The sequence below is a fragment of the Pseudomonas sp. PB105 genome, from assembly GCF_009764655.1.
Lineage (GTDB): Bacteria > Pseudomonadota > Gammaproteobacteria > Pseudomonadales > Pseudomonadaceae > Aquipseudomonas > Aquipseudomonas cyclaminis.
Map to the genome: position 1 here is coordinate 56,903 of NZ_RWIO01000015.1, position 12,034 is coordinate 68,936.

General features: G+C 61.5%; 11 protein-coding genes. 7 read left to right on the forward strand and 4 right to left on the reverse strand.

Going from position 1 to position 12,034, the window contains the following annotated elements; all coding sequences use genetic code 11:
• The first annotated feature begins 344 nt into the window (after window positions 1-344).
• From EJD88_RS02305 to EJD88_RS02335, 7 genes are all read left to right on the forward strand, one after another.
• Entirely contained in the window at window positions 345-1,010 is a 666-nt protein-coding gene (locus tag EJD88_RS02305) for an amino acid ABC transporter permease (protein WP_158876577.1), read from the forward strand.
• Window positions 991-1,650: an amino acid ABC transporter permease gene (locus EJD88_RS02310; protein ID WP_112192932.1), complete on the forward strand. Its 660-nt coding sequence runs from the start codon at window positions 991-993 to the stop codon at window positions 1,648-1,650. Before EJD88_RS02305 ends, EJD88_RS02310 begins: the two co-directional genes overlap by 20 nt.
• Window positions 1,647-2,423: an amino acid ABC transporter ATP-binding protein gene (locus tag EJD88_RS02315; RefSeq protein ID WP_112192933.1), complete on the forward strand. Its 777-nt coding sequence runs from the start codon at window positions 1,647-1,649 to the stop codon at window positions 2,421-2,423. The genes EJD88_RS02310 and EJD88_RS02315 overlap by 4 nt, the downstream gene beginning before the upstream one ends.
• Complete coding sequence (locus tag EJD88_RS02320; RefSeq protein WP_158876580.1) at window positions 2,420-3,268, forward strand: transporter substrate-binding domain-containing protein; 849 nt, start codon at window positions 2,420-2,422, stop codon at window positions 3,266-3,268. Before EJD88_RS02315 ends, EJD88_RS02320 begins: the two co-directional genes overlap by 4 nt.
• 240 nt (window positions 3,269-3,508) lie before the next feature.
• Window positions 3,509-4,591, forward strand: a complete 1,083-nt coding sequence (locus tag EJD88_RS02325; protein ID WP_112192935.1) for an efflux RND transporter periplasmic adaptor subunit — start codon at window positions 3,509-3,511, stop codon at window positions 4,589-4,591.
• Window positions 4,588-5,658, forward strand: coding sequence for an efflux RND transporter periplasmic adaptor subunit (locus EJD88_RS02330; RefSeq protein WP_158876583.1), 1,071 nt, complete (start codon window positions 4,588-4,590; stop codon window positions 5,656-5,658). The genes EJD88_RS02325 and EJD88_RS02330 overlap by 4 nt, the downstream gene beginning before the upstream one ends.
• Window positions 5,655-8,711, forward strand: a complete 3,057-nt coding sequence (locus EJD88_RS02335) for an efflux RND transporter permease subunit (protein ID WP_158876586.1) — start codon at window positions 5,655-5,657, stop codon at window positions 8,709-8,711. Before EJD88_RS02330 ends, EJD88_RS02335 begins: the two co-directional genes overlap by 4 nt.
• A 66-nt stretch (window positions 8,712-8,777) precedes the next feature.
• Here the strand turns inward: EJD88_RS02335 and EJD88_RS02340 are convergent, their stop codons facing one another.
• The 4 genes from EJD88_RS02340 to EJD88_RS02355 are packed head-to-tail and all read right to left on the reverse strand — an operon-like array spanning window position 8,778 to window position 12,005.
• Window positions 8,778-9,404, reverse strand: coding sequence for a bifunctional 2-polyprenyl-6-hydroxyphenol methylase/3-demethylubiquinol 3-O-methyltransferase UbiG (locus EJD88_RS02340; RefSeq protein WP_158876588.1), 627 nt, complete (start codon window positions 9,402-9,404; stop codon window positions 8,778-8,780).
• Window positions 9,405-9,443: 39 nt separating this feature from the next.
• A complete protein-coding gene (locus tag EJD88_RS02345) occupies window positions 9,444-10,088 on the reverse strand; it encodes a methionine ABC transporter permease (protein WP_056858169.1) in 645 nt (214 codons plus the stop codon).
• Entirely contained in the window at window positions 10,078-11,193 is a 1,116-nt protein-coding gene (locus EJD88_RS02350) for a methionine ABC transporter ATP-binding protein (RefSeq protein ID WP_158876591.1), read from the reverse strand. The genes EJD88_RS02345 and EJD88_RS02350 overlap by 11 nt, the downstream gene beginning before the upstream one ends.
• The gene (locus EJD88_RS02355) at window positions 11,190-12,005 is read right to left on the reverse strand and encodes a MetQ/NlpA family ABC transporter substrate-binding protein (RefSeq protein ID WP_158876593.1); all 816 of its coding nucleotides are present in this window, start codon (window positions 12,003-12,005) and stop codon (window positions 11,190-11,192) included. Before EJD88_RS02355 ends, EJD88_RS02350 begins: the two co-directional genes overlap by 4 nt.
• Window positions 12,006-12,034 lie beyond the last annotated feature (29 nt).

The window sequence follows — 12,034 nt, forward strand, 5'->3', positions numbered from 1 at the left end:
CCCCCTTCAAGGTTTCAACGCCGATGGCTTGTAGAGCGTCGGCGTTTTTTTATGCCTGAAACCTGGAGTGCAATTCAAATGTGGGAGGGGGCTTGCCCCCGATTGCAGTGTGTCAGCCAGCATATTTATCCCTGACCCACCGCCATCGGGGGCAAGCCCCCTCCCACAGTTGATCCAACTGCCCAACCCGCGAATCCGGCGGTTAGGTTTTTGCGTGATATCAATATGCTATTTTGGTATTTAAACTTTGCTTTTTATGCCTTTAAAGTTCGCGCTAGCCGACGTTACCCACGTCGGAATGGACGGCGCTCGCGGCATTACCCATGCGGCGATATGGACTCACGATGACCTTCGATTTCGCATTTATCCTCAGCACCTTGCCGGCGTTTTTGAAAGCCGTGTGGGTGACGCTGCAAGTCGGCCTGATCGCCATTGCCACCTCGCTGCTGGTGGCACTGATCAACGCCGCGCTGCTGGTGTTTCGCACGCCCTACCTGTCGCGCCTGGTGGCGCTGTACGTGGAGCTGGCGCGTAACACGCCGCTGCTGATCCAACTGTTTTTTGTTTACTTCGCGCTGCCGGCCCTGGGCTTCAATATCTCCGGGTTCTGGGCGGCGATCATCACCATGACGTTCCTGGGCGGCGCCTACCTCACCGAGGTGCTGCGTGCCGGTGTGGAAGCGGTGCCACGGGCGCAGATCGAGTCGGGCAAGTCCATCGGCCTGTCCGACTGGCAGTTGCTGCGCCATGTGATCCTGCCCCAGGCCGGCATCCTCAGCCTGCCGGCGCTGTTCGCCAATTTCATCTTCCTGCTCAAGGAGACCACCGTGGTCTCCGCCGTGGCGGTGCCGGAGATTCTCTACACCACCAAGAGCTACATCGCCCTTTACTACAAGACCTACGAAATGCTCGCCGTGCTGACGCTGATTTGCGTGCTGTTGTTTTTGCCGCTGTCGCTGTTGCTCAGCCGCCTGGAAAGGAGGCTCCAGCATGGCCAGTTCGGGTCTTGAGTTGTTGTGGGTGTCGTTGCCGCAATTGGGCAAGGGCGCTGCACAAACCCTGTCGATCTCGTTTTTGAGCATTGCCTTCAGCACCATCGGCGGCGTGTTGTATGGCGTGCTGCGCACGTTGAATAACAAGCTGATCAACGCAGTGCTGCGGGTGTACCTGGAGTTGTTCCGGGCGATCCCGGTGCTGGTATGGCTGTACTTGCTGTTTTTTGGCCTGCCGATTTTCTTCGGCTTGAGCATCCCGAGCTTCTGGTGCGCGGTGCTGGTGCTGTCGCTGTGGGGCGCCAGCGAGGTGGGCGAGGTGGTGCGCGGCGCCTTGCATTCGCTGCCCCGTGGCCAGCGAGAAGCGGGCTTGTCGATTGGCCTGTCGGACCCGCAGCTGTACGGCTACGTGCTGCTGCCCCAGGCCCTCAAGCGCATGACCCCGCCGACCATCAACGTCTACACGCGCATCATCAAGACCAGCTCCCTGGCGGTACTGATCGGTGTGGTGGACGTGATCAAAGTCGGCCAGCAAATCATCGAACGCACCTACGAGTCGGTCCTGATCTACGGCGTGCTGTTCCTGTTTTTCTTCTTTATCTGCTACCCGTTGTCGGCCGCCTCCAAGGTGCTGGAACGGCGCTGGGCCCAAGCATGAGCGCATTGATCGAGTTTCAGGGTTTCAACAAATTTTTCGGCGAGACGCAGGTGCTCAAGGGCATCGACCTGAGTGTGCAAAGCGGCGAAGTGGTGGTGATCCTCGGCCCCAGCGGCTGCGGCAAAAGCACCTTGCTGCGTTGCCTCAATGGGCTGGAAGTGGCCCACAGCGGCAGTCTGCGGTTTGCAGGTCGCGAGCTGCTGGGCAAAAACACCGACTGGCGCCAGGTGCGCCAGGACATCGGCATGGTGTTCCAGAGCTACCACTTGTTCCCGCACATGAGCGTGCTCGACAACATCCTGCTCGGCCCGCTCAAAGTGCAAAAACGCGACCCCCGCGAAGCCCGCGAGCAGGCCGAAAAGCTGTTGGAACGTGTCGGTCTGGCCGACAAACGCGATGCTTTCCCGCGCCAGCTCTCCGGTGGCCAGCAGCAACGTATCGCCATCGTCCGTTCGCTGTGCATGAACCCGCAGGTCATGCTGTTTGACGAAGTCACCGCCGCCCTTGACCCGGAAATGGTCAAGGAAGTGCTGGAAGTGATCCAGGGGCTGGCCCGCGATGGCATGACCCTGCTGATCGTCACCCATGAAATGGCCTTCGCCCGCGCCGTCGCCGACCGCGTGGTGTTTATGGAGGCCGGTCGCATCCTCGAACACAACACCCCCGAGGCATTCTTTACGAACCCGCAAACCGCACGCGCGCAGCAGTTCCTGGAGAAGTTCTCCTTTGTTTCAACACTGCCCAAGAAAACCAAGGAACTGGAACTGATATGAAAAAACTACTGTTGCCACTGTTGGCCGTCGCCTTGCTGGCCGGCTGCGATAAAAAGGCCGAAGAGCCGGTAAAACCTGCGGCCGTCAGCTACATCGACAAAATCAAGGCGCGGGACAAGCTGATCGTTGGGGTCTTTACCGACAAACCACCGTTTGGCTTTGTGAACGAAGCGGGCCGTTACGTTGGCTTCGATACCGACATCGGCCGTCAATTCGCCAAGGACCTGCTGGGCGATGAGAACAAAGTCGAATTCGTTGCCGTGGAACCGGCCAGCCGCATTCCGTTCCTGCAAAGTGACAAGGTTGATTTGATCCTCGCCAACATGACCGTGACGCCGGAACGCAAGGAAGCAGTGGACTTCACCAACCCCAACCTGAAAGTCGCGGTACAGGCCCTGGTGCCTAACGACAGCGCGGTCAAAAGCCTGGATGACCTGGCCACCCGCACCACCATCGTCACCACTGGCACCACCGCCGATATCTGGCTGACCAAAAACCACCCGGACTGGAAACTGCTCAAGTTCGAGAAAAACTCCGAGTCGCTGCAAGCACTGTCGGCTGGCCGTGGCGATGCCTACGCCCAAGACAACCTGGTGCTGTTCAGCTGGGCCAAGCAGAACCCTGGCTATCGTGTGCTGGAAGAGAAGTTAGGTGATGAAGCGCCGATTGCGCCGGCGGTGAAGAAGGGCAATGTCGAACTGCGCGACTGGGTGAACGCCGAGTTGGCCAAGCTGGGTGAAGAGAAGTTTTTGCTCAAGCTGTATGACCAATATGTGCGTAAAGAACTGAGCGATGAGACCAAGCCGGAGAGCGTGATTGTTGAAGGCGGGAAGTGGCAGGGCTGATTCTTCATTGATGCTACTGGCCGCATCGGGGGCAAGCCCCCTCCCACATTTGACTGTATTCACACATCAGAATCTGTGAAACCAACCCATTTTGGGAGGGGCGATGCGACGATTCGACTTGCCCCCGATGAGGCCAGTGAAATCACCTCAAAACGTGCTGGCCCATGCAGATAAGGAACCCTGAACTAAGCTCACAGTCGCATACACACTGGCACATCGCATCGCGCACAAGGAGTCTGCATGGGCGGTCGTATTTCCACTTGTATTGTCGGCCTGGGTTTAGTGGTGTTGCTGAGCGCTTGCGGCCAGGAAAAGGCCGAACCCAAGCAGCATTCCCGGGTCTTTGTGCAAACCGTGCAGTCGGCGGATTTTGCCGCGGCGGTCACACTGACCGGAGATATCCAGGCCCGTGTGCAGACCGACCTGTCCTTTCGCGTCGGCGGCAAGATCATCCAGCGCATGGTGGATGTGGGTGACCGCGTGACCGCCCGGCAAGTGCTGGCCAAGCTCGATCCCAAGGATTTGCAGACCAACGTCGATTCCGCCCAGGCCCAGGTCGTGGCGGAGCAGGCGCGGGTCAAGCAGACGGCGGCGGCCTTTGTGCGCCAGGAAAAACTGCTGCCAAAGGGCTACACCAGCCGCAGCGAATACGATGCCGCCCAGGCCGCGCTGCGCAGCAGCCAAAGCGCCCTGGCCGCTGCCCAGGCTCAACTGGCCAATGCCCGCGAGCAACTGGGCTACACCTCGCTGATCGCTGAAACGCCCGGTGTGATCACCGCTCGCCAAGCGGAAGTCGGCCAGGTGGTGCAGGCCACTGTGCCAATTTTCAGCCTGGCCAGCGACGGCGAGCGTGATGCGGTGTTCAACGTTTACGAATCCCTGCTGGTGGAGCCGCCGCCTGATGCGCCGATCACCGTCAGCCTGTTGGATAACCCGAGTATCAAGGCCCAGGGCAAAGTCCGTGAAGTCACGCCTGCCGTGGCGGCCAACACCGGCACGGTGCAGGTGAAGATTGCGCTGCAATCGCTGCCCAAAGGCATGCAGCTCGGTTCGGTGGTCAGCGCCACCGCCAATGGGCAGGCCAAGCGGAGCGTAGAGCTGCCGTGGTCGGCATTGACCAAAGACTTGAGCGAACCCGCGGTGTGGCTGATCGATGGCGACGGCAAGGCGCAATTGCACAAGGTCACGGTGGCCCGTTACCTCACCGGCAAGGTCATCATCGGCGATGGCCTGACAGGCGGTGAAAAAGTCGTGGTAGCCGGTGGGCAATTGCTGCACCCCGGCATGCTGGTCGAGATTGCCCAGCAGGGAGCCCAGCCATGAAGCGCCTGACGCTAGCCCTCGCCGCCAGCCTGCTGCTGGCGGCCTGCTCCAAGGAAGAGGCGCCGCCCGAGCCCGTGCGCCCGGTGCTGTCCATGGAAGTGAAGGCCGAAGACCAGGAAACCCTCGGTCGCTTCGCAGGCACCATCCAGGCGCGCTATGAAAGCAATCTGGGCTTTCGCGTGCCGGGACGTATTGCCCGCCGCGCCGTGGATGTGGGGGCTGAAGTGGAGAAGGGCGCCTTGCTCGCTGTGCTCGACCCCACGGATCAGCAAAACCAATTGCGCGCCGCCCAAGGCGACCTCGCTCGCGTCCAGGCGCAATTCATCAACGCCCAGGCCAACGCTCGTCGCCAGCAGGAATTGTTCAACCGTGGCGTCGGCGCCCAGGCGCAACTGGATATCGCCCAGACCGACCTGAAAACCACCCAGGCCTCACTCGACCAAGCCAAGGCTTCGGTCAACCAGGCCAAGGATCAGCTCAACTACGCCGAGTTGCGCACCGACCACGCGGGCATCGTCACCGCCTGGAACGCCGAGGCTGGCCAGGTGGTCAGCGCCGGCCAGCAAGTGGTGACCCTGGCGCGCCCGGACATCAAGGAAGCGGTCATCGACCTGCCCGCCGGCCTCGCCGAGCGCCTGCCACCTGACGTGGTGTTCCTGGTCGCCAGCCAGTTGGATCCCAGCGTCAACACCACCGCCATCGTGCGTGAGATCGAACCCCAGGCCCAAAGCGCCACCCGTACCCGTCGCGCCCGGCTGACCCTGAGCGATACGCCTGCCGCATTCCGCCTGGGCACCGCCATCAGCGTGACCTTGAGCACGGCCATCGCGCCGCGCCTGGAATTGCCCCTCAGCGCCCTGCAAGACGTCGACGGCAAGACCCGCCTCTGGATCCTCGACACCCACAGCCAGACCGTGCAACCGCGTGATGTCAGTGTCGTAAGCCGTGACAGCCACAGCGCGGTGCTCAACGGCGGCGTCAAACCCGGCGAACGTGTCGTCACCGCTGGCGTGAACAGCCTGAAGCCCGGGCAAAAAGTCAAAATCGACGAGGACAGCCCGCGATGAAAGGGAGCTTCAACTTATCCGACTGGGCCCTCAAGCATCAGTCCTTCGTGTGGTACCTGATGTTCGTCGCGCTGTTGATGGGCGTGTTCTCCTACATGAACCTGGGGCGTGAGGAAGACCCGTCTTTCACCATCAAGACCATGGTGATCCAGACCCGCTGGCCAGGCGCGACCCAGGAAGAAACCCTCAAGCAGGTCACCGACCGCATCGAGAAAAAACTCGAAGAACTCGACTCCCTCGACTACGTGAAAAGCTACACGCGGCCGGGCGAGTCCACAGTGTTTGTATTTCTCAAGGACACCACCAGCGCCAAGGCCATTCCGGAAATCTGGTACCAGGTGCGCAAGAAGATCGACGACATTCGCGGCACCTTCCCCCAGGGTTTGCAGGGGCCGTCATTCAACGACGAGTTTGGCGATGTATTCGGCTCGGTCTACGCCTTTACCGGCGACGGCCTGTCCATGCGTCAGTTACGCGACTATGTGGAGCAGGTGCGCGCCGAGATCCGTTCGGTGCCGGGGCTGGGCAAGGTCGAGATGATCGGCCAGCAGGACGAAGTGATTTACCTGAATTTCTCCACGCGCAAACTGGCCGCCCTGGGCGTTGACCAGCGCCAGGTGGTGCAGAGCCTGCAATCGCAGAACGCCGTGACCCCGGCGGGCGTGATCGAGGCCGGGCCGGAGCGGATTTCGGTGCGCACGTCGGGGCAGTTCGCCTCGGAAAAGGACCTGGCCAACGTCAACCTGCGGCTCAATGACCGTTTCTATCGCCTGGCGGACATCGCCGAGATCAGCCGCGGCTACGTCGACCCGGCGCGGCCGATGTTCCGGTTCAACGGCAAACCGGCGATTGGCCTGGCCATCGCCATGCAGAAGGGCGGCAATATCCAGTCGTTCGGCAAGGCCCTGCACACCCGCATGGACGAACTGACCGCCGACCTGCCGGTGGGCGTCGGGGTGCACAAAGTCTCCGACCAGGCCGAAGTGGTGGAAGAGGCCGTCGGCGGCTTTACCAGCGCGTTGTTTGAAGCCGTGATTATTGTGCTGGTGGTGAGCTTTATCAGCCTCGGCATGCGCGCCGGGTTGGTGGTGGCGTGTTCGATTCCGCTGGTCTTGGCGCTGGTGTTCGTGTTCATGGAATACAGCGGCATCACCATGCAGCGGGTGTCGCTGGGCGCGTTGATCATCGCCCTCGGCCTGTTGGTGGACGATGCGATGATCACCGTGGAGATGATGATCACGCGCCTGGAAAAGGGCGAAACCAAGGAACAGGCCGCGACCTACGCCTATACCTCGACGGCGTTCCCGATGCTCACCGGTACCTTGGTGACCGTCGCCGGTTTCGTGCCGATTGGCCTCAACGCCAGTTCGGCTGGCGAGTACACCTTCACCCTGTTTGCGGTGATTGCCGTGGCGATGCTGGTGTCGTGGGTGGTGGCGGTGCTGTTTGCGCCGGTGATCGGCGTGCATATCCTCAGCGCCAAGGTCAAACCCCACGACGCCGAGCCTGGGCGCATCGGGCGCGCCTTCAACGGCGGCATGCTCTGGGCCATGCGCAACCGCTGGTGGGCCATCGGCATTACCGTGGGCTTGTTCGTCGCTTCGGTGTTCTCGATGCAGTTCGTACAGAACCAGTTTTTCCCGTCGTCGGACCGTCCGGAAATCCTCGTCGACCTCAACCTGCCGCAAAACGCCTCGATCAACGAGACGCGCAAGGCCGTTGACCGCCTGGAAGCGATCATCAAGGACGACCCCGACATCGCACGCTGGAGCACCTATATCGGCCAGGGCGCGATTCGGTTCTATCTGCCCCTCGACCAGCAGTTGGAAAACCCGTACTACGCGCAGTTGGTGATCGTCAGCAAAGGCCTGGAAGAACGCGGCGAGCTGATTGCGCGCCTGCAAAAACGCCTGCGTGATGACTTTGTCGGCATCGGCAGCTTCGTGCAGCCCCTGGAAATGGGCCCGCCGGTGGGGCGTCCAATCCAGTATCGCGTATCCGGCAAAGACACCGACCAGGTGCGCAAGCACGCCATCGAACTGGCGACGCTGCTGGATAAAAACGCCCATTTGGGCGAGATCATCTACGACTGGAACGAGCCCGGCAAAGTGCTGCGCATCGACATCGCCCAGGACAAGGCAAGGCAACTGGGGCTGTCGTCGGAAGACGTGGCCCAACTGATGAACAGCGTGGTCAGCGGCGCGTCGGTGACCCAGGTGCACGACGATATCTACCTGATCAACGTGGTCGGCCGTGCTGAAGACGCCGAACGCGGCACCCCGGAAACCTTGCAGAACCTGCAGATCGTCACGCCCAACGGCACCTCGATCCCGCTGCTGGCGTTCGCCACCGTGCGTTACGAACTGGAGCAGCCGCTGGTGTGGCGTCGCGACCGCAAGCCGACCATCACCATCAAGGCCTCGGTGCGTGACGAGATGCAGCCGACGGATCTGGTCAAGCAGCTCAAGCCCGAGATCGATAAATTCAGCGCCGGTTTGCCGGTGGGTTACAAGGTCGCCACGGGCGGTACCGTGGAAGAAAGCGGCAAGGCCCAAGGCCCGATCGCCAGCGTGGTGCCGTTGATGCTGTTCCTGATGGCGACCTTCCTGATGATCCAGCTGCACAGCGTGCAGAAGATGTTCCTGGTGGCCAGCGTGGCGCCGTTGGGCCTGATCGGCGTGGTGCTGGCGTTGATCCCCACGGGTACGCCCATGGGCTTTGTGGCGATCCTGGGCATCTTGGCGCTGATCGGCATCATCATTCGCAACTCGGTGATCCTGGTGACGCAGATCCACGAATACGAGGTGGCCGGCTACACGCCGTGGGATGCGGTGGTGGAAGCCACCGAGCACCGGCGTCGCCCGATTTTGCTCACGGCCGCAGCGGCCAGCCTGGGCATGATCCCGATTGCGCGTGAGGTGTTCTGGGGGCCGATGGCGTACGCGATGATTGGCGGGATTATCATCGCCACCTTGCTGACGCTGCTGTTTTTGCCGGCGCTGTATGTGGCCTGGTACAAGATCCGCGAGCCCAAGCAGGAGCAACGCGTTTAACGGGCGGAGTGCGGTCAAAATGTGGGAGGGGGCAAGCCCCCTCCCACATTTGGAAATGTGTTGCTTCTACGGTTTTTGCCACACGCTGGCCAGCCACGGCTGCTGTTCGCGCGGTAATCCGGCGGGCCGATAGTAATGCTCCAACTCCACAAACCCCGCCGTCGTCAGCAACTCTTGCCACGCCGCCAAGTCGTGATACGACCCATACCGCGGCCCGTTCCAGCCTTCCTGGTTCTCACCCCGTGGATTGGAGCTGAACAGCACGCCCCCAGGCTTCAATGCGCTATACAACTGCTTGAGCACACGCGGCAGTTCCTGCTTGGGGATATGAAACAGCACTGCATTGGCAAAGATCCCGTCGAAGCGCTCATTGGGTAAATCCAGCTTGAGAAAATCTTGCTGCAACACCTCGCAGCCGCTGTCTTCACGCGCCATCTGCGCAAACCGCTCCGAGCCGTCCAGCCCGACGGCGATGTGGCCCATGCGGGTAAAGGTCTGCAAATCCCGCCCCGGCCCGCAGCCGAAATCCAGCACGGTGAACGGCGCCGCGCCTTGGATATGCCGCAGCAGCGCGTCGATGTTCTGGCTGACATCGTGGTCGCGGGTGCCTTCACGGAAATCCTCGGCCACTTTGTTGTAGTGGCCGAGGGTAGTTGAGGTGATCTGGTTGAGGTCGTCGGGCTTGAGGGTCATGACGGGGAATACCGGGCGCTGAGATGGCCCGACTATACCTCACCTCTTGTTCAGCACCCGCGCCAGGCGATCGCCGCCCAGTTGAATCACCGCCACCAGCACCACCAGCAGCACAATCACGGTGAGCATGATCTGCGTGTCAAAACGCTGATAGCCGTAGCGGTAGGCAATGTCGCCCAAGCCGCCTGCACCAATCGCGCCGGCCATGGCGGACGAGTTGATCATGGTCACCAGCGTAATTGTAAAGCCGCCGACAATCCCCGGCAGCGCTTCCGGCAACAGCACGTGCCAGATGATGTGCCAGCGACGGCAGCCCATGGCTTGTGCGGCTTCGATCAGACCGTGGTCGACCTCGCGCAGGCTCACCTCGGCGATCCGCGCAAAGAACGGCGTGGCAGCGATGGTCAGCGGCACAACGGCGGCCCATACGCCGTAGGTAGTACCGACGATCAGCCGGGTGAACGGGATCAAGGCCACCATCAGAATCAAAAACGGAATCGAGCGGAACAGATTGACGAAGGCCCCGAGCACGCGGTTCAGCGCCGGCGCCTGGTAGATGCCGCCCTTGTCGCTGGTCACCAGAAACACCGCCAGTGGAATCCCCACCAGCAACGCGATCAGCGACGACACGCCGACCATCAACAAGGTGTCGATGGCGCCCTGCAATAAACGATCAAACCACATAGCCCAGCACCTCCACCTGTTGTGCCCAATTCGCGGCGCGGTTGCGCAGTTCTTCGGCGCTGTGGGGGGCGCCATTCACCGCCAGCAGCAATTGCCCCAAGGCATGGCCCTGGATGCGTTCCACGCCGCCTTGCAACAAGCGCACGCGCCCGCCGAGGGCGCTGAACAGCGCCGCCAGGTCCGGTTCATCGCTGGCACTGCCGGTGAACTGCAAGCGCAGCACCACGGCGGCGTCCGTGGACGAAGGCGTGCTCTGCAAACGGCTTTGCAGTTCTTCCGGCAGCCCGTGTTGCAACGGCGCCAGCAGGGTTTTGCTGACCTCATGCCGAGGGTTGCCAAACACTTCCCACACCGGGCCTTGCTCGACGATACGCCCGTGTTCCAGCACCACCACGCGGTCGCAGATGTCGCGGATCACCGCCATTTCGTGGGTGATCAATACGATGGTCAGGCCCAGGCGCTGGTTGATTTCGCGCAGCAGGCCGAGGATCGATTGCGTGGTCTCCGGGTCCAGCGCCGAGGTGGCTTCGTCGCATAGCAGAATTTGCGGGTCGTGCACCAGTGAGCGGGCGATGCCCACGCGCTGTTTCTGCCCGCCGGACAGCTGCGCCGGGTAGGCCTTGTGCTTGTCCTGCAAACCCACCAGCTCCAGCAGTTCGCGCACCTTCTGCTCACGCTGGGGCTTGGGCACGCCGGCGACTTTGAGCGGCAGCTCGACGTTCTGCCACACGGTCTTGGCCGACATCAGGTTGAAGTGCTGGAAGATCATGCCGATACGCCGACGCAGCGCCACCAGGCGGTCTTCGTCGAAGTCGCCGATGTCCACCTGATCGATCAGTACGCGCCCGCTGCTCGGTTGTTCCAGGCGGTTGATGGTGCGGATCAACGAGGATTTACCGGCGCCGCTGCGGCCGATGATGCCGAACACTTCACCGCGCTGGATCGCCAGGTCGATGCCTTGCAAGGCATGCACCGCGCCGTCGTAGGTCTTGCCCAGGTTGATAAAACGCACATGGGCGCGGTTCAGGTCCGGATGCAGTTCAGTCTGCTCGGCGTCCCTGGGCGGTGTGCTCAGGTCGCGCAGTTGGGTGTTGGCGGCGGTCATTTTTTAGCTTCCCAGCCCACTTGGTAGAGCTTGCCCAGGGATTTATCCAGGGCCGCGCGCACCACCGGCGAGTGCTGGTAGATGTCGACGAACTTGATCACGCGCGGGTCGGTTTTGCTCTTCGGTTGGATCACGAACTGGATCACGTATTCCGGGTGGTCGAGGCCGTCAAACAGCAGCGCCGATTCAGCATCGAAGGTCTTGGACAGGCGGATATAGGCCGGATAGCCCTGCACCAGGTCGGCGTCATCATAGGCGCGCACCAGTTGCACGGCCTCGACTTGCAGGATTTTGATTTTCTTTGGATTGGCGACGATGTCTTCTTCGGTGGCCTTGTAGCCTACGCCCGGCTTGAGCGTGATCAGCCCGGCCTTGGCCAGCAGTTGCAGGCCGCGACCGCTGTTGATCGGGTCATTGGCGATGGCCACGCTGGCGCCTTCGGGCAGTTCGTTGAAGTTTTTGTACTTCTTCGAATACAGCCCGACGTTGTTGATGATGCCCGGCGCGTAGGGCACCAGGTCAAACCCGGCGGCGGCCTTGGCGTTTTCCAGGAAGGGGATGTGCTGGAAGTAGTTCACGTCGATATCGCCGGCGGCCAGGCTGACGTTGGGCGCGATCCAGTCGGTGAATTCCACCAGCTCGACCTTGAGGCCCTGCTTGCCGGCTTCGGCGACGGCGGCTTCCAGGGGAATCGCGAAGGCGGCAGTGGTGCCGACTTTGAGCGGCGCATCGGCGGCGAACACCGCCGAGCTGAACAACCCGAGGGCCAGGGCCAGTGCTTTGACTGGGTGGGAGAGCAGTATTTTTTTCATGGTTTATTTCCAGTCATAAGGTATTAGTG

Bases quoted from the DNA above. Each gene is read 5' to 3' on its own strand.
- EJD88_RS02305 (WP_158876577.1), top strand. From the start codon at position 345: ATGACCTTCGATTTCGCATTTATCCTCAGCACCTTGCCGGCGTTTTTG.
- EJD88_RS02310 (WP_112192932.1), top strand. From the start codon at position 991: ATGGCCAGTTCGGGTCTTGAGTTGTTGTGGGTGTCGTTGCCGCAATTG.
- EJD88_RS02315 (WP_112192933.1), top strand. From the start codon at position 1,647: ATGAGCGCATTGATCGAGTTTCAGGGTTTCAACAAATTTTTCGGCGAG.
- EJD88_RS02320 (WP_158876580.1), top strand. From the start codon at position 2,420: ATGAAAAAACTACTGTTGCCACTGTTGGCCGTCGCCTTGCTGGCCGGC.
- EJD88_RS02325 (WP_112192935.1), top strand. From the start codon at position 3,509: ATGGGCGGTCGTATTTCCACTTGTATTGTCGGCCTGGGTTTAGTGGTG.
- EJD88_RS02330 (WP_158876583.1), top strand. From the start codon at position 4,588: ATGAAGCGCCTGACGCTAGCCCTCGCCGCCAGCCTGCTGCTGGCGGCC.
- EJD88_RS02335 (WP_158876586.1), top strand. From the start codon at position 5,655: ATGAAAGGGAGCTTCAACTTATCCGACTGGGCCCTCAAGCATCAGTCC.
- EJD88_RS02340 (WP_158876588.1), bottom strand. From the start codon at position 9,404: ATGACCCTCAAGCCCGACGACCTCAACCAGATCACCTCAACTACCCTC.
- EJD88_RS02345 (WP_056858169.1), bottom strand. From the start codon at position 10,088: ATGTGGTTTGATCGTTTATTGCAGGGCGCCATCGACACCTTGTTGATG.
- EJD88_RS02350 (WP_158876591.1), bottom strand. From the start codon at position 11,193: ATGACCGCCGCCAACACCCAACTGCGCGACCTGAGCACACCGCCCAGG.
- EJD88_RS02355 (WP_158876593.1), bottom strand. From the start codon at position 12,005: ATGAAAAAAATACTGCTCTCCCACCCAGTCAAAGCACTGGCCCTGGCC.